The organism is Roseburia faecis, assembly GCF_001406815.1.
GTDB lineage: Bacteria > Bacillota > Clostridia > Lachnospirales > Lachnospiraceae > Roseburia > Roseburia faecis.
In genome coordinates this window covers 236,928-263,166 of sequence record NZ_CVRR01000019.1, presented here as the reverse complement: position 1 = coordinate 263,166, position 26,239 = coordinate 236,928, and the positions used below count along the sequence as shown (strand labels likewise).

The following is a 26,239-nucleotide window of genomic DNA, read 5'->3' as shown; positions in this document are numbered from 1 at the left end:
AGAATATGAGAAAAAACAGTATTAAAAATATTCGGATCAATGAGGAAGTGATGCGTGAACTTTCCAATATTATCCGCGGGGAAATCAAAGACCCGCGGATCAATCCGATGACCAGCGTGGTTGCAGTGGAAGTTGCTCCGGATCTGAAAACGGCAAAAGCCTATATCAGTGTGCTGGGGGATGAAAAGTCACAGCAGGATACGATTGCAGGTCTTCGCTCTGCGGAAGGATTTATTCGCAGAAGCCTGGCAAAGTCCGTAAATCTGCGCAACACACCGGAGATCAAATTTGTATTGGATCAGTCGATTGAATATGGAATCCATATGTCAAAAATGATTGATGAAGTGACCAAAGATATAAAGGAGAAACCGGATGAAGAAGCTTGATGAGATTCTTGCAGGGAAAAAATCGGTAGGTCTTGCCGGACATGTACGCCCGGATGGGGATTGTGTGGGCTCCACACTCGGAGTTTACAACTATATCCGGAAATATTATCCGGATGTGGATGTGCGATTGTATCTTGAGCCGATTCCCAATATCTTTAAATTCCTGAATTTTTCATCGGAAATCCGCAGTGACTATGAGGAATCCGTGGTGTTTGATCTGTTTATCGCCATGGACTGCGGAGATGAGAAACGTCTGGGGAATGCTGCACGTTATTTTCAGGAAGCAAAGCATACAGCCTGTATTGACCACCATGTCAGTAACCAGAGTTTTGCAGAGGAAAATTATATTTTCCCGGATGCAAGTTCCACTTGTGAGCTGATCTGTGAACTGTTAGATACGGAGAAGATCACAAAAGAAATCGCGGAATGTCTGTATACCGGAATGGTTACCGATACTGGAGTGTTTCAGTATTCCTGCACGTCTTCCTCCACGATGAATATGGCGGGCATGCTGATGGATAAAGGAATTGATTTCACAAAAATTGTGGATGAAGCTTTTAATCAGAAAACATACAACCAGAATCGTGCCATGGGACAGGCACTGCTTTCCAGCAGACTTCGTCTGGGTGGCAGAGTAGTGACTTCTTTTCTGACGCTCGAAGAGATGCATGCACTCGAAGTTCTTCCGAAACATATGGAAGGAATCGTGGAGCAGATGCGCAATACCAAAGATGTGGAACTTGCAGTATTCCTTTATGAGAATGAGGATCATACGTTTAAAGTAAGTTTTCGTGTAAACGGTGCGTTTGATGCGGCATCGCTTGCGATGCATTTTGGCGGCGGCGGACATGTCAAGGCTGCCGGATGTACCGTGGAAGGACCGGCAGAAGAGGCAATTGAGCGTATTCTTGCCGAGGTTGAGAAGAGATTATAATATGATAAACGGAATTATAAATGTTTATAAAGAGCGGGGCTTTACTTCCTTTGACGTGGTAGCAAAGCTCCGCGGCATTTTACATGAGCGTAAAATCGGACATACCGGAACGCTCGATCCGGAAGCGACCGGAGTACTTCCCATATGCATCGGAAATGCAACAAAGGTATGTGAACTTCTGACGGATAAGGATAAAGTGTATCGTACGGTGATGCATCTTGGCATTACAACCGATACACAGGATATGACCGGAACGGTGAAAGAAGATCGTTCCAGAGAGGCTGCATTGCTGAAAGAACAGACCGTGGAAGCGGCTATTTTGCAGTTCGTTGGAGATTATGAGCAGATTCCGCCAATGTACTCGGCACTCAAAGTCAACGGAAAGAAGTTATGTGATCTGGCCCGCGCCGGAATTGAGGTAGAGCGGAAAGCCCGCACGGTTAAAATTTTTTCCATAGAAATTGAAAAAATCAATCTTCCTTATGTGACGATGCAGGTGCACTGTTCCAAGGGAACTTATATCCGTACGCTGTGTGCGGATATCGGAGAGGCGCTTGGCGTAGGCGCGTGTATGGAATCCCTGGTCCGGACAAGAGTGAGTGTTTTTCCTCTGGAAGAGGCACACACGTTGGCAGAAATTGAAAAGATAAGGGATGAAGGAACGCTGGAAGAACTGATTCTTCCGGTGGACCGCGTGTTTGAGGGAAAGACGAAACTGACGGTTGTACCGGAAGCGTTTCGTTTTCTTCAGAATGGAAACCGTTTAAACGATGGAAATTTTACGGATGTTCCGGAAAAAATTGCGGATGGTGAGCAGGTACTGGTTTATGATCCGATGGGACATTTTTACGCTGTATATCAGTATGAGAGAGAAACAAAGGACTATAAAGTCCGGAAAATGTTTGGTGCATAAATATGATTTGCTGGAATAAGATAGAAGATTTTCATATAGAAGAACCAACGGCATTGTCGCTGGGAAAATTTGACGGAGTACACCGTGGACACGAAGCACTGATTGAACACCTTCTGGAAAAGAAGAAAGAAGGGTTAAAGGCCGTTGTTTTTACGTTTGATATTCCACCGAAAAAACTTACGGAGAATAATAATTACCGTGTCCTTTCGACCAATAAAGAAAAGCAGGAAATTCTCAAAGAGCGTGGAATTGATTACCTGTTGGAATGTCCGTTTACCAAAGAAGTCATGTGCATGGAGCCGGAGGCTTTTGTTGCATGGATTGTAAAAAGTCTGCATGTAAAGAGCATGGTAGTCGGATCGGATTTCCGGTTTGGCCATAACCGGAAAGGGGATCATATTCTGCTGGAAAAATTGTCCGCGACATATGGCTATACCCTTAGGGTGGTAGACAAGATCCAGTATGAGGGACGGGACATCAGCAGTACGTTTGTGCGGGAACAGATCATAAAAGGCAATATGGAAAAGGCAAATGATCTGCTTGGATATCCGTTTTTTGTAAAGAGTGAAGTGATTCATGGAAGACAGCTTGGAAGGACACTTGGAATTCCGACGATCAATATGGAACTTGTGGCCGAAAAACTTCTTCCACCGAAAGGTGTATATGCAACTGCGGTAGAGATTGGTGGAAAATGTTACACAGGTGTGACAAATGTCGGATGCAAACCGACCGTCAATCACTCCAATAAAGTAAATGTGGAGACGCATATACTGGATTTTTCCGGTGATCTGTACGGATATGAACTAAAGGTCAGCTTTTATTCTTTTATACGTCCGGAACAGAGATTCTCGTCTGTAGAGATGTTAAAAGAACAGATGGAAAGAGACATTGAAACGAGCCGCAGTCGTATGATGTCGATAAACGGCGACATGTAAACATATTACATAAATATTACAAAAATATGTTGACATTGTAATTATTTGTTGTTATACTCGTTTTGTTATGAGATTTCATGAGACATGAGGGAGGAATCTGTGAAATGAATCGTATGACAAAAAAGAGAGTTGGAATGGTACTTGCTTTTTCTCTGACACTGACCGGTGCGGCAGCCTATATCGGGATACAGCAGGGAAATACAGATAAAACAGAGGCGGCCGGATCGCTCACAGCCGGTGTTTCCGCATCTTTGAATGCAAGCGAAGTGGAGGCGCTGGATGTGACGGCAGGAGTAACTAGTCAGCTGTATGATAAAACAGATGTTGCGGTGGCTGCGAATGAAAAGCAGATGGTTGCACAGGGAATCGAAGATACGCAGACAAAAGAAGCGGTTTCGGAAAATACCACGGAGGATACCAGCATCTGTGGGTATAAAAATCTTGGAATCGCGCAGGTGCAGGGAAGCCTGAATGTGCGAAAAAAGGCATCCACAGACAGTAAAGTTGTTGGAAAAATGACGGATAAAGATGCCTGTGAGATTGTCTCGGTCAAGGGAGATTGGGCAAAGATCACCTCCGGCAAGGTGGAAGGTTATGTAAAGACAGAGTATCTTCTGACAGGAGATGCGGCAAAAAATGTAGCAAAGAAAGAAATTACAAAAGTTGTTACAGTAAATACCACAACCCTTCGTGTAAGAGAAAAGGCTTCTGAAGATTCTGCAATACTTTCTCTGGTTGGAGAGGGAGAGGATCTTGTTGTGGAAGATACAAAAGACGGCTGGTATAAAGTGGAAGTGGATGATCAGAAAGGATATATTTCCGGAGATTATGTAGAGGTAACAGAAAAACTTCCGACAGCATCGACGGTAAAAGAACTGGAATACGGAGAGGGATACACGGATTCCCGCGTTTCTTTAGTACAGTTTGCATTACAGTTTGTAGGAAACCGTTATGTCTGGGGTGGAACAAGCCTGACAAATGGAATTGATTGTTCCGGATTTACGATGCAGGTATATGCGAGATACGGAGTCGGCCTCCCGCATCATGCGGCAAGTCAGCCGGCATACGGAAATCGAATCAGTGCATCTGAGGCAAAACCGGGAGATCTCTTTTTCTATGGAAGCGGAAGCAGCATCAGCCATGTGGGAATTTATATCGGAAACGGTCAGATTGTGCATGCCAGCAATGCACGTACCGGAATTAAAATTTCCAGTGCCTATTACCGGACACCAATCTGTGTCATATCGTATTTAAATTAAAAAACTGTTTACAACGATACGGATTTATGATACATTAAATTAGTATGGTTTAACCCATATTCGGTGAATGGACACTCCGACCTTTTGCTGAGTATCGGGTGCAAAAATATTTTAAGGAGGATCATAAAATGATCGCAAAAGAAAAGAAACAGGCAATTATCAATGAGTATGGAAGAACACCAAACGACACTGGTTCACCAGAAGTTCAGGTAGCTGTTCTTACTGCAAGAATTCAGGAGCTTACTGAGCACTTAAAGCAGAATCCAAAGGATCATCATTCCAGAAGAGGTATGCTTAAGATGATCGGTCAGAGACGTGGATTATTATCATACTTAAAGAGCATTGATATTGAAAGATATCGTTCTTTAATTGAGCGTTTAGGACTCAGAAAATAATTGTAAACAAAGAGCGGAGTTTTATATTCCGCTCTTCTTTTTGTTGTATGGCAGAACTTTTTTCCGGGACCACTGAAGAGGACAAAACGCTGTTTTGTATTGTTCAGTAGTTTCGGGGTTTTGACATACCGTATTAAATTTTGAAGGAGAGAATACATGTACAAAAGTTATTCAATGGAACTGGCAGGCAGAACACTGACCGTTGATATCGGAAGAGTATGTGCACAGGCAAATGGTGCCGCATTATTAAAATATGGAGAGACTACCGTATTATCTACGGCTACTGCTTCCGACAAGCCGAGAGATGGCGTTGATTTCTTCCCGCTGAGCGTGGAATTTGAAGAAAAAATGTACTCGGTTGGAAAAATTCCTGGCGGATTTAACAAGCGTGAAGGAAAAGCATCAGAGAACTCTATTCTTACCGCACGTGTCATTGACCGTCCGATGAGACCTCTGTTTCCAAAAGATTACCGCAATGATGTAACCTTAAATAATATGGTTATGTCTGTAGATCCGGAGTGTCGTCCGGAGCTGGTTGCCATGATCGGTGCAGCACTTTCTACTACCATTTCCGATATTCCGTTTGACGGCCCATGTGCCATGACCCAGATGGGAATGAAGAATGGTGAATTTATTGTAAACCCATCCCAGAAAGACTGGGACGAGGGAGATTTAAAGCTTACGGTTGCATCTACAGCAACAAAGGTCATCATGATTGAGGCCGGTGCCAATGAGATTCCGGAAGCAAAGATGATTGAGGCTATTTATAAGTGCCATGATGTCAACCAGACAGTCATTGCATTTATCAATAAGATCCGGGAAGAGGTTGGCAAACCGAAGCATGCGTATACAAGCTGTGCGATTCCGGAAGAAATGTTTGCAGCTATGCGGGAAATCGTCACTCCGGAGCAGATGGAAGAAGCGGTATTTACCGATGAAAAGCAGCAGAGAGAAGAGAATATCCGTGAAATCACAGATAAATTTGCAGAGGCTTTTGCAGAGAACGAGGAGTGGCTTGCTGTTCTTGACGAGGCCGTTTACCAGTATCAGAAGAAGACTGTTCGTAAGATGATCTTAAAGGATCATAAGCGTCCAGACGGACGTGCGATCGATCAGATCCGTCCGCTGGCTGCAGAAGTAGATCTGATCCCTCGTGTACATGGTTCTGCCATGTTTACCCGTGGACAGACACAGATCTGCGATGTTGTTACACTTGCACCGCTTTCGGAAGTACAGAAGATTGACGGACTTGATGAGAACGTGACAACCAAGCGTTATATGCATCAGTACAATTTCCCGTCCTATTCTGTTGGAGAGACAAAGCCAAGCAGAGGTCCGGGACGTCGTGAGATCGGACACGGTGCGCTTGCAGAGCGTGCATTACTTCCGGTTCTTCCTTCTGTGGAGGAGTTCCCGTATGCAATCCGTGCAGTTTCCGAGACATTTGAATCCAATGGATCTACTTCCATGGCATCTACCTGTGCGTCCTGTATGTCACTGATGGCTGCAGGTGTTCCGATTAAAAAGATGGTTGCAGGTATTTCCTGTGGTCTTGTGACCGGAGAGACGGATGATGATTATCTGGTACTGACAGATATCCAGGGACTTGAAGATTTCTTCGGAGATATGGATTTCAAGGTAACCGGTACACATGATGGTATCACTGCAATCCAGATGGATATCAAGATCCATGGCCTGACCCGTCCAATCGTAGAAGAAGCCATTGCCCGTACCCGTGAGGCACGCGTCTACATTATGGATGAAGTTATGAGCAAGGCAATTGCAGAGCCACGAAAAGAAGTAAATCAGTGGGCACCGAAGATTGAACAGATCACCATTGATCCGAATAAAATTGGAGATGTTGTGGGACAGAAGGGTAAGACAATCAATGAGATCATTGCCCGTACAGGTGTCAAGATTGATATTACAGATGATGGTGCGGTTTCTGTCTGTGGAACAGACAAGGAGGCAATCGCAAAGGCCATTGATATGATAAAAATCATCACAACCGATTTTAAGGAAGGACAGATCTTTACCGGTACAGTTGTAAGTATCAAAGAGTTTGGTGCTTTTATCGAGTTTGCACCAGGCAAGGAAGGAATGGTTCACATTTCAAAGATTGCCAAGGAACGCATTGAGCATGTCGAGGATGTACTGACGCTTGGAGATGTTGTGAAAGTTGTCTGTCTTGGAAAGGACAAGATGGGAAGAATCAGTTTTTCCATTAAGGACGTTCCGGCAGACCAGAAATAAAATACCGTACAGAATTAAGATCCATGAAAGATGTACTTCAGGGGCCGCACCATGCGGCCCTTTTTTCATACCATGAAAGAAAAAGGCGATGATTCGAAAAGTTCGGAGTTGAAATATGAATCGTGTCAAACAGCTTGTACATGCAGAGAATGTATATCGTATGGGTTACACGGGGAAAAATATCCGGGTGGTGACACTGGACACAGGCGTTTATCTGCATCCGGATCTGCGGCAGAATGTGGTTGGATTTCTGGATTTTGTGGCAATGAAACGAGCCTGTTATGATGACAATGGACACGGAACACATGTTGGCGGAATTTTGTGTGCGAATGGCAGAATGAAGGGAATGGCACCGCAGGCACAGCTGATTGCGCTGAAAGTCCTCGGGAAGGATGGAGGAGGACAGACGGAGCGGGTGATTCGTGGCCTGCAATGGGTGCTTGCACATCATAAAGAACTGGGAATTCGGATTCTGAATTTTTCCGTAGGATTTCTTCCGGGGGCACTCGACCGTGAGCAGAAGCAGATTATGGAACTTTTAGAACAGCTGTGGGATGATGGCGTGACGGTTGTCACAGCGGCCGGAAATAATGGACCGGGAGCCGGGACAGTCACGGCTCCCGGTATTTCGAGAAAAGTGATTACGGTGGGGGCAAGTGATGACCGGAGTTCTCCGGGGGAAAGGCGTGGTGGCTACAGTGGCAGTGGTCCGACCGGATGCTGTATTATGAAGCCGGAAATTTTAGCACCGGGGACGAATATTGTAAGTCTGGATCATCACGGAGCACTATATTCCAGAAAAAGTGGTACCTCTATGGCAACCCCTGTCGTATGCGGGGCGCTGGCACTTGCATTACAGAAAAATCCAAAGCTGCGGCCGGAAGAACTGAAACTGAAATTATATGAATCGGCGCGGAAAGAAACGGGAATGTCCATGGCGTGGGGCGTTCTTGATGTTGATAATTTGCTGGCATTGGTATAAAATACTCTCTAAAAGCCTGTCGGTGACATTTTATGAGAACCAAAGGAGGAGACAGATGAAACGAATATTAAATAAACTCTTCAGTAAACTTGTCCTTGGAGGATTGATTATTATATTGCAGTTCAGCTGGTTTGTCTATCTGTTGTACAGTGCGACCGTATACAGTTCCATGGTAGATGCATTGTTTAAAATTGCATCCATTGTGCTTGCATTGTTTGTCTCCAGCAGGGATATGCGTTCCACATATAAAACTTCCTGGATTTTTCTGATACTGGCACTTCCTCTGTTCGGAATTCCGGCATACTATCTATTTGGCCGTCCGGGACTGACAAAACGGACCCGTATGAAGATGGACGTGGTCAGCAGCAGGATACGGGCATACAGTTCTCCTTCTGATGATGTGATGTCTGCTTTAAGGGCAGAGGATGATTCTGCCGGACAGCAGGCGCAGTATCTTACCCGTTATGCGGGGTATCCGGTGTACAGGGAGGCGGATACACAGTATTATTGCTGCGGAGAAGAGATGTATCCGCAGTTTCTGGAAGATTTAAAAACAGCAAAATCTTATATCTTTCTGGAGTATTTTATTGCAGAGCCTGGAAAGATGCTGGATGCAATTGTTGAAATTCTGGCACAGAAAGTAAAAGAGGGTGTGGATGTGCGATTTATGTACGATGGAATCGGATGTATCCAGACACTGCCGAATAAATATTATTGTTATCTGCAGGAAAAGGGAATCAAATGTGCCTGTTTCCAGCCATTTCGCCCACTGATGTCAATTATCCAGAATAACCGGGATCACCGGAAGATCACGGTGATTGACGGAAAGGTTGCCTATACCGGGGGAATGAACCTGGCGGATGAGTATATCAATGCCAGAGTGCGTTTTGGGTATTGGAAGGATGCGGCAATCCGTCTGACCGGAGAATGTGTCTGGAGTTTTACAAGCATGTTCTTGGAACTGTGGGATTATATTTTGAAAATAGAAAGTGATTATACATTTTATCGGGCAACTTCCATGGAAAAACACAGGCTGCAGGAAAAAATCCATGCAGATGAAAAAGGATTCGTCCAGCCGTATACCGATTCTCCACTGGATCACGAAGATGTCGGCGAAAATGTATATCTGAATATCATCAGCAGGGCAAAAAAATATCTTTACATCTTTACTCCGTATCTGATCATCGGATCCGAGATGCGTACGGCACTTGTAAATGCGGCAAAATCCGGCGTGGATGTGCGTCTGGTTGTACCGGGAATTCCGGATAAGAAACTGGTGTATTTCCTGACACAGTCGAATTTCCCGTATCTGATCAAAAACGGAGTGAAAATATACACATATACGCCAGGTTTTATCCATGCAAAATGTTTTGTGTCGGATGATGTACAGGCAACCGTGGGAACGGTAAATATGGATTACCGCAGTCTGTGTCTGCATTTTGAATGTGGCGTCTGGATGTATCGTACCCGGGCAGTTTTGCAGGTAAAAGAAGATGCGTTAAAAACATTTGCGGAAAGCCACGAAGTGACCCTGGAGGAATTTCAAAGAAAATCGTTTCTTGTGCGTACATTTATGGGAGCATTGAAATTGTTTGCCCCTCTTCTGTAAAACACTAAATATAGTAAATTGTCCTTGCATTTTCTACAACATAAAGATAAAATATAGATTATGACAGAAAGGACGAGAGGGATGGAACTGACCGTTAAACTCCAGGTATTTGAGGGACCGCTGGATCTGCTTTTGTATCTGCTCGAAAAGAATAAAGTGAATATCTATGATATTCCGATTGTGGAGATCACGGAACAGTATATGGAGTATATCCGGGAAATGAAACGGCAGGATCTGGAGGTGCTCAGTGAGTTTCTGGTTATGGCTGCAACACTGGTCGATATCAAATCACGCATGCTTCTCCCGTCGAATCCGGACAGCGAAGAGGAAGAAGAAGATCCGCGTGCGGAACTGGTACAGCAGCTTCTGGAATACAAGATGTACAAATGTATGGCGTATGAACTAAAAGACCGGCAGATGGATGCCGGTCGTGTTATGTATAAGAAGCCGACGATTCCGGAGGAAGTGCGTGCGTATGAACCGCCGGTTGATATCCACGAACTGATATCGGACATTACGCTTTCACGCCTGCATGAAATTTTTGAGAGCATTATGAAAAAACAGCAGGATAAAATTGATCCTCTGCGGTCAAAATTCGGAAAGATTGAAAAAGAAGAGGTATCGCTAGAAGACAAGATGGAGGATTTGAAAAAATATGCGGCCGGACACAGACATTTCAGTTTCCGGGGACTTTTGACGGCACAGTCATCGAAAGTGGAAGTGATCGTTACGTTTCTTGCGATTCTGGAGCTGATGAAAATGGGAACGATACGGATTTCGCAGGAACATATTTTTGATGATATCCAGATTGATTCGAAAGTTGCAGCATAGATTATCATGTATTGCAGGATGGACGGAAAATATGGAAGAAAAAAAATACAAGGCAATTATAGAAGGAATTCTGTTTTCTATGGGAGAATCCGTAGAACTGGAAAAAATTGCAGGAACTCTTGGACTTGATCAGAAGAAAACAAAGGACCTGATCGATGAAATGAGAAACGAGTGGGAAGAACAGAAACGCGGCGTTACCATCACGGAACTGGATGGAGCCTACCAGATGTGCACCAGACCCGAAATTTACGAATATCTGATTAAAATTGCAAAGCAGCCCAAACGCCGGGTTTTAACCGATGTTCTTTTGGAGACGCTTTCCATTATTGCATATAAGCAGCCGGTGACAAAGATGGAAATAGAAAAAATACGTGGCGTGTCATCGGATCATGCGGTAAATAAACTGGTGGAATATCATCTGGTGTGTGAACTTGGAAGACTTGATGCACCGGGGCGTCCGTTACTTTTCGGAACAACAGAAGAATTTTTACGCAGTTTCGGCGTACATTCAATCGATGATCTGCCGGTACTCAGTCCGGTACAGGTGGAAGAGTTTAAGCAGGAAGCAGAAGAAGAGATGCATGTGAAACTGGACGTATAAAAGAAGCAGGAATAATCATATACATAGAATAAAAATGTATATGGTTATTTTTTTATGTTTCAAAAAAGAATCTGCACAAAAATAGTAAGTCTGTTGCTGGTAATCGGATGTCTGATGAGCGAATCGGTTTTGGCAGAAAAGCAAAAAGAACCCGAAGCGCAGACACTGTATTCAAAATCCTGCGCCATGGTGGATGGTGACAGTGGGCGCCTTTTGTATGGAAAAGAGGCACAGACAGCACTGCCGAATGCAAGTACCACAAAAATTCTGACCTGTATCGTGGCGATGGAACAATGTAAGCCCGATGAAGTGGTCACATTCAGCGCAAAAGCGGCATCACAGCCGAAGGTACATCTCGGGGCGAAAAAAGGAGAACAGTTCTATATGCAGGATCTGTGGTATGGGCTGATGCTGGAATCCTATAATGACTGTGCATATGCAATAGCAGAACATGTGGCGGGATCTGCGGAAAAATTTGCAGCACTTATGAATGAAAAAGCAAAGAAGATCGGGTGCACCGACAGCCATTTTGTGACACCGAACGGTCTGGATGCAAAGGATGAGCAGGGGGAACACCATACCACAGCATATGATCTGTGCAGGATTATGAGTTATTGCGCATGGAAGTCTCCGGTAAGCAAGCAGTTTCTGGAAGTGACGCAGACCCGGTCACATACATTTCAGAGCCTGGAGGGAACCGGATATGCTGTTTCCAATAAAAATGCCCTGCTGGATATGATGGATCATGTGATTACCGGAAAAACCGGATATACGTCCAAAGCCGGATATTGCTATGTGGCTGCACTTGAAGAAGGGGGGAGACATTATGCAATCGCACTTCTTGCCTGCGGCTGGCCGAACCACAAAAATTATAAGTGGTCCGATGCAAAGACACTGTTTCAATACGGAATGGATGCCTATCATCTGTATCGGGGATCGGAAGCATCCATGGAGCTGCCGGATATAGAGATTGCGCAGGGCTGTCGGAAAGAAACACTCGAGGAATGGGCTACCCATGCCAAACTGCCGGTTTATGTTGATACGGATATCACAAAACTGACGTTTTTGAAAAAAGACGGGGATACCGCTGAAATAAAGAAAGTATGGTCTGATCCGATAAGCCTTCCGGTCAAAAAAGGGCAGACGCTTGGACGTGTTTCCTACTGTATGAACGGCAGGAAAATTTACTCCGGAAAAATCAAAGCAGAGGTTTCCGTAAAAAAATGGTCTCCTGAAAAGTTTTTTCAAATTATGTGGAAAGAGGCACTGTTGGACAAATAGGAAATTAGTCACAAAGAATTAGTGAAAAAATTAACAAATTATGTTGAAAAGAAGTGGGAAATGAGATACAATACAAACTAGCGGAAATTTTTATTTTTTATAGATGGAGGGCATAAAATGAGTAGTAACAATGAAAACTTGGCAATTCAGCGTATTGCTAAGTTGGTCGATGAGAACAGTTTTATGGAAATCGGTTCTCTCGTAACAGCACGTAGCACAGATTTTAATCTTACCGCTGCAAAGACCCCTTCAGATGGCGTTGTAATCGGTCATGGACTGATCGACGGCAATCTGGTATTTATTTACAGCCAGGATGCATCCGTATTAAACGGTACCATCGGAGAGATGCACGCAAAGAAGATTGCGTCTGTGTATGACATGGCAATGAAGATGGGAGCTCCTGTCATCGGTCTGATTGACTGTGGCGGTATTCGTCTTCAGGAGTCGGTTGATGCATTGGATGGGTTTGGAACTATTTATGCGAAGGAAGTAGCAGCTTCCGGTCTTGTACCTCAGATTTGTGGTGTATTTGGCAATTGTGGCGGCGGCCTTTCCGTTGTCCCGGCACTTTGCGATTTCGCGTTCATTGAAGAGAAGAAAGGACGCATGTTTGTAAATGCTCCGGATGCAATCGAAGGCAATAACACAGAAAAATGTGATACAGCCAGCGCAGCATTCCAGAGTGAAAACAACGGATGTGTGGATTTCGTTGGTTCAGAAGATGAAATCATGGAACAGATCCGTCAGCTGGTATGTATGCTTCCAAGCAACAATGAGGGAGATGTCTATACAGATGACTGTGAAGATGATTTAAATCGTGCCTGCGAGAGTATGGAGAATATGAAGGGAGATCCGAGATATCTGTTATCCCAGATTTCAGATAATAACGTATTCTTCGAGACAAAGGCAGATTATGCCAGGAATATGGTAACCGGACTGATCAAGTTAAACGGAATGACAGTCGGTGCTGTGGCAAACTGCAGCGAAGTATATGATGCAGAAGGCAAGAAAGCAGAGAGCTTTGACAAGTCCCTGACCGCGCAGGGATGCAACAAGGCAGCTGAATTTGTTCAGTTCTGTGATGCATTCTCAATCCCGGTACTTACCATTACAAATGTGAATGGATTGAAAAACTGCATGTGCTCTGAGAAGAAACTTGCAAAGGCACTTGCGAGAATGACTTACGCATTTTCCAATGCAACCTGTGCAAAGGTAAACCTGATCACAGGAGAGGCTTACGGAAGTGCTTATGTATTTATGAATTCCAAGTCTGTCGGAGCAGATCTTGTATACGCATGGAGCGGAGCAAAGATCGGTGCGATGGATTCTACTCTGGCTGCAAAGATTATGTATCCGGAAGCTGGTGCAGATGAGATCAAGCAGAAAGCTGCTGATTATGAAAAACTTCAGGATTCTGCCGCATCTGCTGCTGCAAGAGGATATGTGGATCGTCTGATTGATCCGGCAGATACCAGAAAATACCTTGTAGCTGCTTTTGAAATGCTTTATACAAAGTATGTAAGCGAGCCAGAAAAGAAACACGGTACCAAGTAGAAAGGTGAAGTTTTATGAAAAAGAGAATTGCTTTTGCACTTTGCATGATCCTGATGGTTCTGATGCTTGGTGCATGTGGAACAGACCCGACTACCGTGGATTACAATGGAAAGTCCTATTCAGATCTTCAGTCTGAAATGGATACCAATGCGGGCATGGTACAGAGTCTGGCTCAGTTGTTCAAAGAAAACAAACTGACAGCAGATACTCTTCCGGACGATGTAAAGGATCAGCTTACTTCAAGCTACGGTGTCACAGAGGCACAGATTGAGGCAGCTGCAAAGTGGCAGGATACTTTGGATGAGTTTGGTAAAATGAAAAAGATCGAAGACGATACTTTTAAGGTTACCAAATCCGGTAAGACACTTACCACAGATATGACCATCAAGTTCGCGAAGAAAGATGTGAATTTCGAAGTAGTATATGATTACTATTCCATGGATGTTACCGGCATTTCGGTAGATCCGATTTATACACTCGGTGAGAAAATGGAAAAGGCAGGACTGAATACTGTAATTTCTATGGCAGTTGTATTTGCTGTATTGATTCTGATCAGTCTTCTTATTTCCTGCTTTAAGATCTTCCCTTATCTGGAGAAAAAGAAAGCTGCCAAAGCAGCCGGACAGGCTCCACAGCAGGAAGAGACACCAGCCGCAGCACCGGCACCTGCCCCTGTTGCAGCACAGACAGATGATACTGAACTTATCGCAGTTATTGCAGCTGCAATCGCTGCAAGTACCGGAACTTCTACCAGTGATTTCGTAGTTCGTTCCATCAATCGTAGATAGGATAGAAAGAAAATTTAGGAGGAACATATTCATGAAGAATTATACAATTACCGTAAATGGTAACGTTTATGATGTTACAGTAGAAGAGACCGGAAGCACATCCGGCGCAGCAGCACCGAGACGTACAGCTGCAAAGCCAGCTGCAGCACCAGCAGCACCAGCTGCTTCAGCAGGAGCCGGAAGCATTAAGATTGAAGCAGGAGCTGCCGGAAAGGTATTCAAGATTGAGAAGAAAGTCGGCGATGCTGTAAAGAAGGGAGATGCCGTCCTGGTTCTTGAGATCATGAAGATGGAGACACCAGTCGTTGCTCCGGAAGACGGAACTGTTGCAAGTATCGATGTAGCAGTTGGTGATGCCGTAGAATCTGGTGCATTACTCGCTACATTAAACTAATCCAAGGAGGAAAACACTGTGAGTTATGTAGGTGAAACATTATCGAACCTCCTGCATCAGACAGCCTTTTTCAATCTGACCTGGGGAAATTATGTTATGATTTTAGTGGCATTTATTTTCCTGTATCTTGCGATTAAGAAAGGTTTTGAGCCATTACTGTTAGTTCCGATTGCATTTGGTATGCTTCTGGTAAATATTTACCCGGATATCATCGCAAGCCCGGAACAGACCAGCAACGGCGTGGGCGGTTTACTTTATTACTTTTACACATTGGATGAGTGGTCTATTTTACCATCTCTGATCTTTATGGGTGTAGGTGCAATGACAGACTTTGGTCCGCTGATTGCAAACCCGGTCAGTTTCCTTATGGGAGCTGCCGCACAGTTTGGTATCTTCAGCGCATACTTCCTTGCAATTATACTTGGATTTAATGACAAGGCTGCCGCTGCCGTATCTATCATCGGTGGAGCGGATGGACCTACTTCCATTTTCCTGGCTGGTAAGTTGGGACAGACCGGTCTGATGGGACCGATCGCCGTGGCTGCATATTCCTATATGGCACTTGTGCCGATCATTCAGCCACCTATCATGAAGTTATTTACAACAAAGAAGGAACGTGCGATCAAGATGCAGAACCTTCGTCCGGTCAGCAAGCTGGAGAAGATCCTCTTTCCAATCGTTGTTACCGTTGTTGTCTGCGTACTGCTTCCTACCACAGCACCACTTGTTGGTATGCTGATGCTTGGAAACCTCTTCCGTGAGTCTGGCGTTGTTCGTCAGCTGCAGGAGACTGCAAGTAACGCACTTATGTACATTGTCGTTATCTTACTGGGTACCTCTGTTGGTGCAACTACCAGTGCAGAAGCTTTCTTAAATGCAAGCACCTTAAAGATCGTTGTATTAGGTCTTGTTGCATTTATGGTTGGTACTGCTGCCGGAGTTTTATTTGGTAAGTTATTATGCTGGATTACCAAGGGCAAGATTAACCCTCTGATTGGTTCTGCCGGTGTATCTGCCGTGCCTATGGCAGCCCGTGTATCCCAGAAGGTTGGTGCAGAGGAGGACCCTACAAACTTCCTGCTCATGCATGCAATGGGACCAAACGTTGCCGGTGTTATCGGTACTGCGGTAGCTGCGGGATGTTTCATGGCTATATTTGGAATTTAATAAGGAGGAAAAGTCATGTCAGAAGTGGTAAAAAAACCATTAAAAATAACAGAAACTGTTTTGCGTGATGCCCATCAGTCACTGATCGCTACACGTATGACAACAGAGCAGATGCTTCCGATTATCCCAAAGATGGATAAGGTTGGATTCAATGCTGTAGAGTGCTGGGGTGGTGCGACATTCGATGCCTGCCTGAGATTCTTAAAAGAGGACCCATGGGATCGTCTTCGTAAATTAAGAGACGGATTTAAAAATACAAAACTGCAGATGCTGTTCCGTGGACAGAATATCTTAGGATATCGTCCGTATGCAGATGATGTGGTAGAGTATTTTGTACAGAAGTCAATTGCAAACGGAATTGACATCATCCGTATTTTTGACTGCTTAAATGATATCCGTAACCTGCAGACAGCAGTTACTGCATGTAACAAGGAAAAAGGTCATGCACAGGTAGCTCTTTCCTACACCCTTGGAGATGCTTATACTCTGGATTACTGGATGGAGATGGCAAAGCGTGTAGAGGATATGGGAGCTGATTCTCTCTGTATCAAGGATATGGCAGGTCTTTTAGTTCCTGCTAAGGCTACAGAGCTTGTACAGGCACTGAAGGATTCTACCTCTCTTCCGGTAGAACTTCATACACATTATACTTCCGGTGTAGCTTCCATGACATATATGAAGGCAGTAGAGGCCGGTGTAGATATCATTGATACTGCAATGTCTCCATTTGCTCTTGGAACCAGCCAGCCTGCAACAGAGGTTATGGTAGAGGCTTTCAAGAACACACCATACGATACCGGTCTTGATCTGAATCTGTTAAGTGAGATCGCAGATTACTTCCGTCCGTTACGTGAAGAGGCACTTGCAAGCGGTCTGATGAACCCGAAGGTACTTGGTGTAAACATCAACACTCTTCGTTATCAGGTACCGGGTGGTATGCTTTCCAACCTGATTTCCCAGCTCAAGGAGCAGGGAAAAGAGGACAAGTACGAGGAAGTGCTTGCAGAGGTTCCGCGTGTACGTAAAGACCTTGGTGAGCCACCGCTTGTTACTCCGTCTTCCCAGATCGTTGGTACACAGGCTGTATTTAACGTATTGATGGGAGAGCGTTATAAAGTCGCAACAAAGGAGACAAAGGATATTCTTCTTGGTAAGTACGGCCAGACCGTTAAACCATTCAATCCGGAAGTTGTTGACAAGGTTCTCGGAGAGGATAAAAAGAATGCAATCACCTGTCGTCCGGCAGATCTTCTTGAGCCGGAGCTTGATAAGATTGAAGCTGAGATGAAACAGTACAAGCAGCAGGATGAGGATGTATTATCCTATGCATTGTTCCCACAGGTTGCTACTGATTTCTTCAAATACCGTGAGGCACAGCAGACTGGCGTAGACGCAAAGACTGCTGATACAAAGAACGGAGCATATCCGGTATAGTCATATCCGGTTTCTACGAAAAAGACGCATCAGATCTGGTGCGTCTTTTTTTGATGGGAAAAATTCTTTTTGCATGAAATCTTGCATTTTCCGGTTAAAGTGATACAATCAAAAGTGCTGTTTGTGGCACAGCTTTTATGGGATAAAGAGGAGAATATGATGTCAAATACCAATGATCTGTTAAACCGGATTAATAATTGTTACAGTTCGATGAGCAAGGGACAGAAACTGCTTGCAACTTACATTACAGATAATTATGATAAAGCGGTATTTTTAACAGCAGCCAAAATGGGGGAAACGGTTGGTGTCAGTGAGTCGACTGTTGTACGTTTCGCAACATATCTTGGATATAAAGGATATCCGGAATTTCAGCGTGCCTTAGAAGAACTGGTGCGCAATAAATTAAACTCCGTACAGCGCATGGAGGTAACCTACGGAAGAATCAGCCAGTCGAAGATTTTAGAGACAGTTTTATCGGCAGACGCGGACAAGATCAAAACGACACTGGAAAAAATTGATCACAGTGCGTTTGAGGTGGCCGTCTCGACAATCCTTGAGGCAAAAAATATTTATATTGTCGGGATCAGAAGCTGTGCGCCGCTTGCAAGTTTTTTAGGATTTTATCTGAATCTGATGTTTGATAATGTGCGTCTGCTTACGACAAACAGTTCGAGTGAACTGTTTGAACAGATGGTAAGAATCGAGGAAAATGACGTTATTATCGGAATCAGTTTCCCACGATATTCCATGCGGACATTAAAGGCATTGGAATTTGCAAATAACCGGAGTGCAAAAGTAATTACAATTACTGACAGCATACATTCACCGATGAATCTGTATTCTTCCTGCAATCTCATTGCGGACAGTGATATGGCATCCATTGTGGATTCCCTTGTCGCACCGCTTTCCGTTATCAATGCGCTGGTAGTGGCTCTGTGCATGAAGAAACAGAAAGAAGTGGCGGGAACACTGACGATGTTAGAAGACATCTGGGATGAGTATCAGGTATATGAAAACGATGAGATCAATTATATTGATGATTCGATTAAGGTACATTATGCAAAATTAGGGGATATCGATAATGAGTAAAGTAATCGTGATCGGTGGAGGACCGGCGGGAATGATGGCTGCGTATGCGGCAGCGGAGAGCGGACATGCAGTGACGCTTTTAGAACAGAATGAAAAACTCGGAAAAAAGCTGTTTATTACGGGAAAAGGGCGCTGCAATCTGACGAATGCCAGTGATATGGAACAGCTGTTTGCCAATGTAGTCAGCAACCGTAAATTTTTATACAGTGCTTTTTACTCCTATGACAATGAGCAGGTGATTTCTTTTTTTGAGAGTCATGGAATGCCTACAAAAACAGAGCGTGGGAACCGGGTATTTCCCGTGTCGGATCATTCTTCCGATGTGATTGCGGCGTTATCCACCGCATTGCGGGGGCAGCATGTGGAAGTTTTCCTGCATACAAAAGTAAAGCGTCTGCTGCTTGAAAAGAGGGATGAAGAAAAGCGTGTTACCGGTGTTGAGCTGGCTGATCATACAAAAATGCATGCGGACGCAGTGATTGTTGCAACCGGAGGAATTTCCTATCCTTCAACAGGGGCAACGGGGGACGGTTACCGCATGGCAGAAGAGAGCGGACATAAGATGGTATCGCCGACTCCGGCACTGGTTCCGATGGAAATGAAAGAACCGTGGGTCAGGGATCTGCAGGGCCTTTCGCTGCGCAATGTCCGTATGTCGGTTACCCGGGGAAAGAAAAAACTGTATGAGGATTTTGGAGAGATGCTTTTTACGCATTTCGGCGTCAGCGGTCCGCTGGTATTGTCGGCAAGCGGATGTATCCCGGCAAAAGCATTTGACCAGGAGCTTTCCATGACGATTGATCTGAAACCGGCACTGGATGTGGAACAGCTTGATCACCGGATCTTAAGGGAATTTGATGAAATGAAAAATAAGCAGTTTAAAAATTCTCTGGGGCATTTGCTCCCGGCAAAAATGATACCCGTTATGATTGCGTTATCAGGCATTGATCCGGATACAAAGGTGAATGAAATATCCAGGGAACAGAGACAGAATCTGTTACATCTGTTTAAAAATATGCCGCTTACAATTACAGGGCTTCGCGATTTTAAAGAGGCAATTATAACAAAGGGCGGTGTTTCCGTGAAAGATATCAATCCTTCCACGATGGAGTCAAAACTTGTGCAGGGGCTGTATTTCTGCGGCGAGGTGCTGGATCTGGATGCACTTACCGGTGGCTATAATCTTCAGATTGCCTGGTCCACCGGACACCTGGCGGGAATATCCGTTTTGTAATTTCAAAGATAAATAATTTATTTCAAAGGAGAATAGAAAATGGCATTTAATATTGCAATTGATGGACCGGCAGGAGCCGGAAAAAGTACAATCGCCAAAAAACTTGCGGCGGATCTGGGGTATGTGTATGTGGATACCGGTGCAATGTACCGCGCGATGGCATATTATTTTTTACAGAATCATATCGATGCTTCCGATGAGCAGGCGATTGCGGCTGCCTGCCCGAAGGTAGACGTGACCATTCAGTATACGGGCGGAGAACAGCAGGTGATCTTAAACAAAGAGAACGTAAACGGCGTTATCCGGAAAGAGGAAGTCGGCAACATGGCCAGCGCGACCAGTGTTTATCCAGTGGTTCGTACAAAACTGGTAGAATTGCAGAGACAGCTTGCCGCAAAGGAAAATGTGATTATGGATGGAAGAGATATCGGTACGGTTGTCCTTCCGGATGCCAATGTGAAAATTTATCTCACTGCAAGCTCGAAAGTGCGGGCAAAGCGCCGCTTTGATGAGCTGACAGCAAAAGGTGTATCCTGTGATATGGATGCGATAGAAAAAGATATTATTGAGCGCGATTACCGGGATATGCACCGGGAAACTTCCCCGTTAAAACAGGCGGAGGATGCTGTCCTTTTAGACTCATCGGATCTGGATATTGACGGCGTTGTTGAAGAAATGAAAAAAATAATCAAGAAGGCGGAATAGACAAAAATGAAGCTGACGATTGCAAAAAGTGCCGGGTATTGCTTCGGCGTGAAACGGGCAGTAAATATGGTATATCAGGAAGCAGAAGAGGCAAAAGTTCCGGTATACACGTATGGGCCGATCATTCACAATGAAGAAGTAGTCAGAGACCTTAAACAGCGTGGAGTTCATGTGGTCAGGGAGCTCAAAGAACTTGAGAATCTTCCAAAAGGAAAGATTATCATCCGTTCACACGGTATCAGCCGCAGAGAACATGAAGCAATGAAGGCATGCGGATTTGAAGTGCTGGATGCAACCTGTCCGTTTGTCCTGAAAATTCACCGGCTTGTGGAGAAGTACAGCAAAGAAGGGTACCGGATTGTGATTGCCGGAAACGAACATCACCCGGAAGTGGAAGGAATTCTCGGATGGGTGGAAGGACAGCCTGCCTATACGGTCACAAGTCAGGAAGATATTGAAAAATTACCGTTAAAAGAGGGAGAAAAAGTCTGTCTGGTGGCACAGACGACATTTAACTACAATAAATTTCAAGAATTAGTTGAAATTATAAAGAAAAAAGGTTATGATATAAGTGTTTTAGATACAATCTGCAATGCAACGGAGGAAAGACAGACGGAAGCACGCAAAATTGCTGCGGAGTCGGATCTCATGATTGTCATTGGTGACAAGCATAGCTCCAATACGCAAAAATTGTATGAAATATCTAAAAAGGAATGTGCAAATACTTACTATATACAAACGAGTAAAGATATGGATTATCATCAGATACAATCCATCAATAACGTAGGTATTACCGCAGGGGCTTCAACCCCAAACAATATCATCGAGGAGGTTTCAAAGAATGTCAGAAATGAGCTTTGAACAAATGTTGGAAGAATCTTTAAAAACAATAAGAAATGGAGAAGTGGTAGAGGGTACCGTTATTGATGTTAAGCCAGATGAAATCATCCTGAATATCGGCTACAAATCAGATGGAATCATTACACGTAATGAATATACAAACGAGCCAAATGTAGACCTTACTACAGTCGTAAAAGCCGGCGATACCTTAGAAGCCAAAGTTGTAAAAGTAAACGATGGTGAGGGACAGGTTCTCCTTTCTTACAAGCGTCTCGCAGCAGAGAAGGGAAACAAGAGATTAGAGGAAGCATTCGAAAATCAGGAAATTTTAAAGGCAAAAGTCAGCCAGGTACTTACCGGTGGTGTATGTGTCAATGTAGATGAGACAAGAGTATTTATCCCGGCAAGCCTTGTATCTGACACATATGAGAAAGACTTAAGCAAGTTCAAGGATCAGGAAATCGAGTTTGTTATCACAGAGTTTGATCCTAGAAAGAGAAGAATCATTGGTAACCGCAAGACTTTATTACTTGCAAAGAAGGCAGAGCTTCAGAAAGAACTGTTTGCAAAGATCAAAGTCGGCGATGTAATCGAAGGAACTGTAAAGAATGTTACAGATTTCGGTGCATTCATCGACCTGGGCGGAGTAGACGGATTACTTCATATCTCAGAGATGTCATGGGGCAGAGTTGAGAATCCTAAGAAAGTATTTACTGTTGGACAGAAAGTTCGCGTATTTATCAAGAATATTACAGATACCAAGATTGCACTCAGCATGAAATTTGAGGATGAGAATCCTTGGAATGGTGCTGCAGAGAAGTATGCCGTTGGCAACGTTGTAAAAGGAAAAGTTGCACGTATGACAGATTTCGGTGCATTCGTAGAGCTTGCTCCTGGTGTTGATGCATTACTTCACGTATCACAGATCTCCCAGGAACACGTAGAGAAGCCTTCTGATGTATTAAAGATTGGTCAGGAAGTTGAAGCAAAGATCGTAGACTTCAACGAAGAAGAAAAGAAGATCAGCTTAAGCATTAAGGCTCTTGCAGCTCCGGCTGAAGATGCTGAGACAGAGGAATAATTCACTGTAAATTTTCATAGGTAAGAAGTTGCCTTCGGGCAGCTTCTTATTGTTTATAGGGGGTAAAAGTCTATGTTTGACAATTATGAAAAATTCAAAAAAGACGTCTATGCTCTGACAAAAATCGATCTGAATTATTACAAAGAAAAACAGATGCGCAGACGAATTGATACGATTGCGACAAAGCATGGCTGCAGCAATTATGATGAGTATATTCGTGTGCTGAAGACAGACAAGGACAAATTTGAGGCATTTGTCAATTTTCTTACAATCAATGTCTCTGAGTTTTACCGTAATCCGGATCAGTGGAAGCTGATGGATGAGAATGTTATTCCGAAACTTATCAAACAGCATGGAAAAAATCTGCATGTGTGGAGTGCAGCCTGTTCGACAGGAGATGAACCGTATTCTCTTGTCATGGCATTATCCAAACATATTCCGCTTTCCAACATTCATATTACGGCAACCGATCTGGACAAGCAGGTTCTTCAGAAAGCGCAGGTTGGTCTGTACAATGAAAAGAGCATTGCAAATGTGCCGCCGGAATTTAAATGCAAGTATTTTAAACAGATCGGAAAATCATTTCAGATTTCGGATGAAATCAAGCGTTGCGTGACGTTTAAAGAACACAATCTGTTAAAAGATCCGTATCCAAGGGATTTTGATATGATTCTCTGCAGAAATGTGGTTATCTATTTTACAGATGATGCGAAAGATATGATTTATCAAAAATTCCATCAGTCACTGAAGAGTCATGGGGTTTTATTTATCGGAAGTACAGAACAGATTACCAATTATAAAGAACTTGGATTTGACAGACTCAGCAGTTTTTATTTTGAAAAGAATGTTTAAACCAATAAAAATGCATGTTTTTATGCCTGAAACATAAGAACATGCATTTTTGCAGTCTTAAATTATTATTTTTTTCCCATCATATTTTTTAAGATGTGATCAATATAGCGGCGCAACATGATATCAGAGGTACAAAAATCATCCGTCATCTCAAAATAACTGATTTTATCCTTATACTCTTTACGGAACTCCGGTTGCATAACATTGTTGTATTGCGGAAGAAATTTGCCGGATTTGCGCGTATAACAGTTACTTGCTTTTGCATTTTCCCGGTATTCTTTGTCTACAAATGAGGCAACACTTTTGTGTATTGCCATATCTTCTTTTTTCAGATAATAGTAATCCCTGTAATTGGAATAAAAATAATGCAGTTCACCTTCGTAGACCGGAATACGAAGAGAAGTGCGGTTTTTTCCGATCATCAGATAAAAACAATCCTGTTTACAGGAAAGCTGGCGCGGAACGGGATAGTCGTTTTGCATGGTGATGATCCATTCCTCCCCTTCGGTTCCGTCATATGTGTGGTAATGGTCGATCCGGTGGGAGAGGATGGTGTACTGACCGTTTAATACTTCCAGATAAGATAAAACAGAGAGCAGATCAATCATGTGCAGAACATCTTCGTAATTATGAATACGAAGAAGATGCATCGTTTCTTCTGTCGGATGTTTCACATGCGTGAAATATACATGGATCAGATCCTCTCCCGTCTTTTCGTCTTCTCTTTTAAGACCCAGAAAGGATTCTATGGTTTTTTGCTTATAGTTTTCCAGTTTCAATAAAAATTTGATCGAAGAAACCGATTTAAATATATCCAGGTATTCAAAATCCCGAAAATGTTCCGGAAACTTATAATGGTCTGCTTTTGCCTTCAGGTAAGGAATGTCGAATCCCACACCGTTAAACGTAATGATGGTGGTATATGGTGACAGCATCTGAAAAAATGCGGCGAGGATTTCAGCTTCTTCTTCCGGTTTTTCAGCAAAAAACTGGTCAATACAGATCCGGTTGCTTTTGCGTCTGGCACATCCAATCATATAGAGTGTGGAAGCTGCAGGTGAAAACCCGGTAGTTTCTATGTCAAAAAATATAGAGTGTTCATCAAAAAGCTGGTCGGTGAGAGCGTCCTGACAGAGATCGGGGATTTCTTCATGAAACGTTTTCATAAATTCTCCTTTATATAATGTTTGGATTTTGTCTGTGTGTCTGGATTATACCATAAATCTCATTTTTCGTCATGTTTCTTTGTATTAAAAAGAATACAAAATATTCAGAAAAAATTAAAAATTTTACTACATATATGGTTAAAAAGTGCTATAATTTAATGTGAATTATGTTATAAACTATATGGTTTAGACAAAAAAATAAGGAAAGAGGGCACAAGGATGGGTTTGAAAACATTTATAGGCGGCGTACATCCCTATGAAGGCAAAGAACTTGCCAAGGATGCGCCAATCAAAGAAGTTCTACCCAAAGGAGAACTGGTTTTTCCATTGTCACAGCATATTGGTGCACCAGCCACTCCAATTGTCGCTGTAGGGGATAGCGTAAAGAAAGGGCAGAAGATTGCAGAAGCCGGCGGCTTTGTATCTTCTCCGATTTATTCTTCGGTATCCGGTACAGTGAAGAAAATTGAACCACGGCGTGTGGCAGTCGGTGATATGGTGAATTCCATTGTAATCGAGAGTGACGATCAGTTTACGGAGTGTGAGTATTCACCGGTGGATGATGTGACATCCTTATCCAGGGAGAAAATCATTGAACGGATTAAGGAGGCCGGTGTGGTTGGTATGGGAGGCGCAGGTTTCCCGACACATGTAAAACTGTCTCCGAAAGAGCCGGGAAAAATCGAGTATATCATTGCAAACTGCGCGGAATGCGAGCCATATCTGACTGCAGATTACCGCAGAATGATCGAAACTCCGGAAGATCTGGTTGCAGGTATGAAGATCATACTGCAGCTGTTTGACCATGCAAAAGGTGTGTTTGGCGTCGAAAATAACAAACCGGATGCAATTGCAAAACTAAAGGAACTGATTAAGGATGAGCCCCGGATGGAGGTCTGTGAATTGCTGACAAAGTATCCGCAGGGAGGAGAGCGTCAGCTGATCTACGCAGTGACCGGACGCGAAATCAATTCCAAAATGCTTCCTGCAGATGCAGGCTGTATCGTGGACAACGTAGAAACCATGATTGCAATCAAGCATGCAGTAAAAGATGGAGTGCCTGTGATGAAGCGAATTGCTACAATCACCGGAGACGCAATTACCACCCCGTCAAACTTTTTGTACAGTATGGGTACACCATACGAGCAGCTGGTGGAAGCTGCCGGAGGATTTAAAGTACAGCCACAGAAACTGGTATCCGGCGGTCCTATGATGGGATTTGCCATTTTTGGACTGGATGTTCCTACCACAAAGACGACTTCTTCTCTGTTATGTCTTGGAAAAGATGAGGTGGCAGAGTTTGAACCGCTCGCATGCATCAGCTGTGGCCGGTGTGTGGAAGCGTGTCCGGAAAAACTGATTCCAAGCAGGCTTGCAAAGTTCAGTGAGCACGGACAAAAGGATGAGTTTGAACGCTGGCATGGATTAGAGTGCATCGAGTGCGGAAGCTGCAGTTATGTATGTCCTTCCCGCAGGCAGGTGGCACAGTCCGTCAAGACAATGAAGAAACTCGTATTAGCAGATAAGAGAAAGAAAAAATAAGAGAAAGAGGTGGA

25 protein-coding genes are annotated in these 26,239 nt (G+C 43.8%); 24 read left to right on the top strand and 1 reads right to left on the bottom strand.

Going from position 1 to position 26,239, the window contains the following annotated elements:
* Positions 1 to 5: 5 nt before the first annotated feature.
* The 23 genes from rbfA to M72_RS08310 all read left to right on the top strand — a co-directional run bounded on the left by rbfA (position 6) and on the right by M72_RS08310 (position 23,517).
* Positions 6 to 386: a 30S ribosome-binding factor RbfA gene (gene rbfA / locus M72_RS08420; protein ID WP_022046635.1), complete on the top strand. Its 381-nt coding sequence runs from the start codon at positions 6 to 8 to the stop codon at positions 384 to 386.
* A complete protein-coding gene (locus tag M72_RS08415) occupies positions 373 to 1,320 on the top strand; it encodes a DHH family phosphoesterase (protein ID WP_022046634.1) in 948 nt (315 codons plus the stop codon). Before rbfA ends, M72_RS08415 begins: the two co-directional genes overlap by 14 nt.
* 1 nt (position 1,321) lies before the next feature.
* Complete coding sequence (truB, locus tag M72_RS08410) at positions 1,322 to 2,233, top strand: tRNA pseudouridine(55) synthase TruB (RefSeq protein WP_055067887.1); 912 nt, start codon at positions 1,322 to 1,324, stop codon at positions 2,231 to 2,233.
* Positions 2,234 to 2,235: 2 nt separating this feature from the next.
* Complete coding sequence (locus M72_RS08405; RefSeq protein WP_055067886.1) at positions 2,236 to 3,168, top strand: bifunctional riboflavin kinase/FAD synthetase; 933 nt, start codon at positions 2,236 to 2,238, stop codon at positions 3,166 to 3,168.
* Positions 3,169 to 3,272: 104 nt separating this feature from the next.
* Positions 3,273 to 4,427 (top strand): C40 family peptidase, encoded by a 1,155-nt coding sequence (locus M72_RS08400; protein WP_055067954.1) that lies wholly within the window; start codon positions 3,273 to 3,275, stop codon positions 4,425 to 4,427.
* Positions 4,428 to 4,555: 128 nt separating this feature from the next.
* A complete protein-coding gene (rpsO, locus tag M72_RS08395; protein WP_022046630.1) occupies positions 4,556 to 4,822 on the top strand; it encodes a 30S ribosomal protein S15 in 267 nt (88 codons plus the stop codon).
* A 156-nt stretch (positions 4,823 to 4,978) separates the two neighbouring features.
* Entirely contained in the window at positions 4,979 to 7,075 is a 2,097-nt protein-coding gene (locus tag M72_RS08390) for a polyribonucleotide nucleotidyltransferase (RefSeq protein ID WP_022046629.1), read from the top strand.
* A 115-nt stretch (positions 7,076 to 7,190) separates the two neighbouring features.
* Positions 7,191 to 8,057 (top strand): S8 family peptidase, encoded by an 867-nt coding sequence (locus M72_RS08385; RefSeq protein ID WP_055067885.1) that lies wholly within the window; start codon positions 7,191 to 7,193, stop codon positions 8,055 to 8,057.
* Between the two features lie 55 nt (positions 8,058 to 8,112).
* Positions 8,113 to 9,666 carry a cardiolipin synthase gene (gene cls / locus M72_RS08380; protein WP_055067884.1) on the top strand — a complete coding sequence of 518 codons (1,554 nt, stop codon included), beginning with the start codon at positions 8,113 to 8,115 and terminating at the stop codon, positions 9,664 to 9,666.
* 81 nt (positions 9,667 to 9,747) lie between these two features.
* Positions 9,748 to 10,497: a segregation and condensation protein A gene (locus M72_RS08375; RefSeq protein WP_022046626.1), complete on the top strand. Its 750-nt coding sequence runs from the start codon at positions 9,748 to 9,750 to the stop codon at positions 10,495 to 10,497.
* Between the two features lie 31 nt (positions 10,498 to 10,528).
* Positions 10,529 to 11,098 (top strand): SMC-Scp complex subunit ScpB, encoded by a 570-nt coding sequence (scpB, locus tag M72_RS08370; protein ID WP_022046625.1) that lies wholly within the window; start codon positions 10,529 to 10,531, stop codon positions 11,096 to 11,098.
* Between the two features lie 54 nt (positions 11,099 to 11,152).
* Entirely contained in the window at positions 11,153 to 12,379 is a 1,227-nt protein-coding gene (locus M72_RS08365; protein WP_082413836.1) for a D-alanyl-D-alanine carboxypeptidase family protein, read from the top strand.
* Between the two features lie 117 nt (positions 12,380 to 12,496).
* Entirely contained in the window at positions 12,497 to 13,933 is a 1,437-nt protein-coding gene (locus M72_RS08360) for an acyl-CoA carboxylase subunit beta (RefSeq protein WP_022046623.1), read from the top strand.
* A gap of 14 nt (positions 13,934 to 13,947) precedes the next feature.
* Entirely contained in the window at positions 13,948 to 14,721 is a 774-nt protein-coding gene (locus M72_RS08355; RefSeq protein WP_055067882.1) for an OadG family protein, read from the top strand.
* A gap of 31 nt (positions 14,722 to 14,752) precedes the next feature.
* Entirely contained in the window at positions 14,753 to 15,115 is a 363-nt protein-coding gene (locus M72_RS08350) for a biotin/lipoyl-containing protein (protein ID WP_055067881.1), read from the top strand.
* An 18-nt stretch (positions 15,116 to 15,133) separates the two neighbouring features.
* Positions 15,134 to 16,282: a sodium ion-translocating decarboxylase subunit beta gene (locus M72_RS08345; protein ID WP_022046620.1), complete on the top strand. Its 1,149-nt coding sequence runs from the start codon at positions 15,134 to 15,136 to the stop codon at positions 16,280 to 16,282.
* A gap of 15 nt (positions 16,283 to 16,297) precedes the next feature.
* Positions 16,298 to 17,716 (top strand): oxaloacetate decarboxylase subunit alpha, encoded by a 1,419-nt coding sequence (locus M72_RS08340; RefSeq protein ID WP_055067880.1) that lies wholly within the window; start codon positions 16,298 to 16,300, stop codon positions 17,714 to 17,716.
* 159 nt (positions 17,717 to 17,875) lie between these two features.
* Positions 17,876 to 18,805, top strand: a complete 930-nt coding sequence (locus M72_RS08335) for a MurR/RpiR family transcriptional regulator (protein WP_055067953.1) — start codon at positions 17,876 to 17,878, stop codon at positions 18,803 to 18,805.
* Positions 18,798 to 20,039: a BaiN/RdsA family NAD(P)/FAD-dependent oxidoreductase gene (locus M72_RS08330; protein WP_022046617.1), complete on the top strand. Its 1,242-nt coding sequence runs from the start codon at positions 18,798 to 18,800 to the stop codon at positions 20,037 to 20,039. The genes M72_RS08335 and M72_RS08330 overlap by 8 nt, the downstream gene beginning before the upstream one ends.
* Before the next feature lie 39 nt (positions 20,040 to 20,078).
* A complete protein-coding gene (gene cmk / locus M72_RS08325; protein ID WP_055067879.1) occupies positions 20,079 to 20,744 on the top strand; it encodes a (d)CMP kinase in 666 nt (221 codons plus the stop codon).
* Positions 20,745 to 20,750: 6 nt separating this feature from the next.
* On the top strand, positions 20,751 to 21,605 hold the full coding sequence (ispH, locus tag M72_RS08320; protein ID WP_022046615.1) for a 4-hydroxy-3-methylbut-2-enyl diphosphate reductase: 855 nt from the start codon (positions 20,751 to 20,753) through the stop codon (positions 21,603 to 21,605).
* Positions 21,586 to 22,665, top strand: coding sequence for a 30S ribosomal protein S1 (gene rpsA, locus M72_RS08315; protein ID WP_055067878.1), 1,080 nt, complete (start codon positions 21,586 to 21,588; stop codon positions 22,663 to 22,665). The genes ispH and rpsA overlap by 20 nt, the downstream gene beginning before the upstream one ends.
* Before the next feature lie 72 nt (positions 22,666 to 22,737).
* Positions 22,738 to 23,517 carry a CheR family methyltransferase gene (locus M72_RS08310; RefSeq protein WP_022046613.1) on the top strand — a complete coding sequence of 260 codons (780 nt, stop codon included), beginning with the start codon at positions 22,738 to 22,740 and terminating at the stop codon, positions 23,515 to 23,517.
* A 65-nt stretch (positions 23,518 to 23,582) separates the two neighbouring features.
* Here the strand turns inward: M72_RS08310 and M72_RS08305 are convergent, their stop codons facing one another.
* Positions 23,583 to 24,683 (bottom strand): ribonuclease H-like domain-containing protein, encoded by a 1,101-nt coding sequence (locus tag M72_RS08305; RefSeq protein WP_055067877.1) that lies wholly within the window; start codon positions 24,681 to 24,683, stop codon positions 23,583 to 23,585.
* Positions 24,684 to 24,902: 219 nt separating this feature from the next.
* On the opposite strand from M72_RS08305, the gene rsxC reads away from it, so the two are divergent.
* Positions 24,903 to 26,225, top strand: a complete 1,323-nt coding sequence (gene rsxC / locus M72_RS08300; RefSeq protein ID WP_055067876.1) for an electron transport complex subunit RsxC — start codon at positions 24,903 to 24,905, stop codon at positions 26,223 to 26,225.
* Positions 26,226 to 26,239: the final 14 nt, after the last annotated feature.

What these genes read in the sequence shown, in the direction of transcription:
- rbfA (WP_022046635.1), top strand. Translation starts at nt 6, where the DNA reads ATGAGAAAAAACAGTATTAAAAATATTCGGATCAATGAGGAAGTGATG.
- M72_RS08415 (WP_022046634.1), top strand. Translation starts at nt 373, where the DNA reads ATGAAGAAGCTTGATGAGATTCTTGCAGGGAAAAAATCGGTAGGTCTT.
- truB (WP_055067887.1), top strand. Translation starts at nt 1,322, where the DNA reads ATGATAAACGGAATTATAAATGTTTATAAAGAGCGGGGCTTTACTTCC.
- M72_RS08405 (WP_055067886.1), top strand. Translation starts at nt 2,236, where the DNA reads ATGATTTGCTGGAATAAGATAGAAGATTTTCATATAGAAGAACCAACG.
- M72_RS08400 (WP_055067954.1), top strand. Translation starts at nt 3,273, where the DNA reads ATGAATCGTATGACAAAAAAGAGAGTTGGAATGGTACTTGCTTTTTCT.
- rpsO (WP_022046630.1), top strand. Translation starts at nt 4,556, where the DNA reads ATGATCGCAAAAGAAAAGAAACAGGCAATTATCAATGAGTATGGAAGA.
- M72_RS08390 (WP_022046629.1), top strand. Translation starts at nt 4,979, where the DNA reads ATGTACAAAAGTTATTCAATGGAACTGGCAGGCAGAACACTGACCGTT.
- M72_RS08385 (WP_055067885.1), top strand. Translation starts at nt 7,191, where the DNA reads ATGAATCGTGTCAAACAGCTTGTACATGCAGAGAATGTATATCGTATG.
- cls (WP_055067884.1), top strand. Translation starts at nt 8,113, where the DNA reads ATGAAACGAATATTAAATAAACTCTTCAGTAAACTTGTCCTTGGAGGA.
- M72_RS08375 (WP_022046626.1), top strand. Translation starts at nt 9,748, where the DNA reads ATGGAACTGACCGTTAAACTCCAGGTATTTGAGGGACCGCTGGATCTG.
- scpB (WP_022046625.1), top strand. Translation starts at nt 10,529, where the DNA reads ATGGAAGAAAAAAAATACAAGGCAATTATAGAAGGAATTCTGTTTTCT.
- M72_RS08365 (WP_082413836.1), top strand. Translation starts at nt 11,153, where the DNA reads ATGTTTCAAAAAAGAATCTGCACAAAAATAGTAAGTCTGTTGCTGGTA.
- M72_RS08360 (WP_022046623.1), top strand. Translation starts at nt 12,497, where the DNA reads ATGAGTAGTAACAATGAAAACTTGGCAATTCAGCGTATTGCTAAGTTG.
- M72_RS08355 (WP_055067882.1), top strand. Translation starts at nt 13,948, where the DNA reads ATGAAAAAGAGAATTGCTTTTGCACTTTGCATGATCCTGATGGTTCTG.
- M72_RS08350 (WP_055067881.1), top strand. Translation starts at nt 14,753, where the DNA reads ATGAAGAATTATACAATTACCGTAAATGGTAACGTTTATGATGTTACA.
- M72_RS08340 (WP_055067880.1), top strand. Translation starts at nt 16,298, where the DNA reads ATGTCAGAAGTGGTAAAAAAACCATTAAAAATAACAGAAACTGTTTTG.
- M72_RS08335 (WP_055067953.1), top strand. Translation starts at nt 17,876, where the DNA reads ATGTCAAATACCAATGATCTGTTAAACCGGATTAATAATTGTTACAGT.
- M72_RS08330 (WP_022046617.1), top strand. Translation starts at nt 18,798, where the DNA reads ATGAGTAAAGTAATCGTGATCGGTGGAGGACCGGCGGGAATGATGGCT.
- cmk (WP_055067879.1), top strand. Translation starts at nt 20,079, where the DNA reads ATGGCATTTAATATTGCAATTGATGGACCGGCAGGAGCCGGAAAAAGT.
- ispH (WP_022046615.1), top strand. Translation starts at nt 20,751, where the DNA reads ATGAAGCTGACGATTGCAAAAAGTGCCGGGTATTGCTTCGGCGTGAAA.
- rpsA (WP_055067878.1), top strand. Translation starts at nt 21,586, where the DNA reads ATGTCAGAAATGAGCTTTGAACAAATGTTGGAAGAATCTTTAAAAACA.
- M72_RS08310 (WP_022046613.1), top strand. Translation starts at nt 22,738, where the DNA reads ATGTTTGACAATTATGAAAAATTCAAAAAAGACGTCTATGCTCTGACA.
- M72_RS08305 (WP_055067877.1), bottom strand. Translation starts at nt 24,683, where the DNA reads ATGAAAACGTTTCATGAAGAAATCCCCGATCTCTGTCAGGACGCTCTC.
- rsxC (WP_055067876.1), top strand. Translation starts at nt 24,903, where the DNA reads ATGGGTTTGAAAACATTTATAGGCGGCGTACATCCCTATGAAGGCAAA.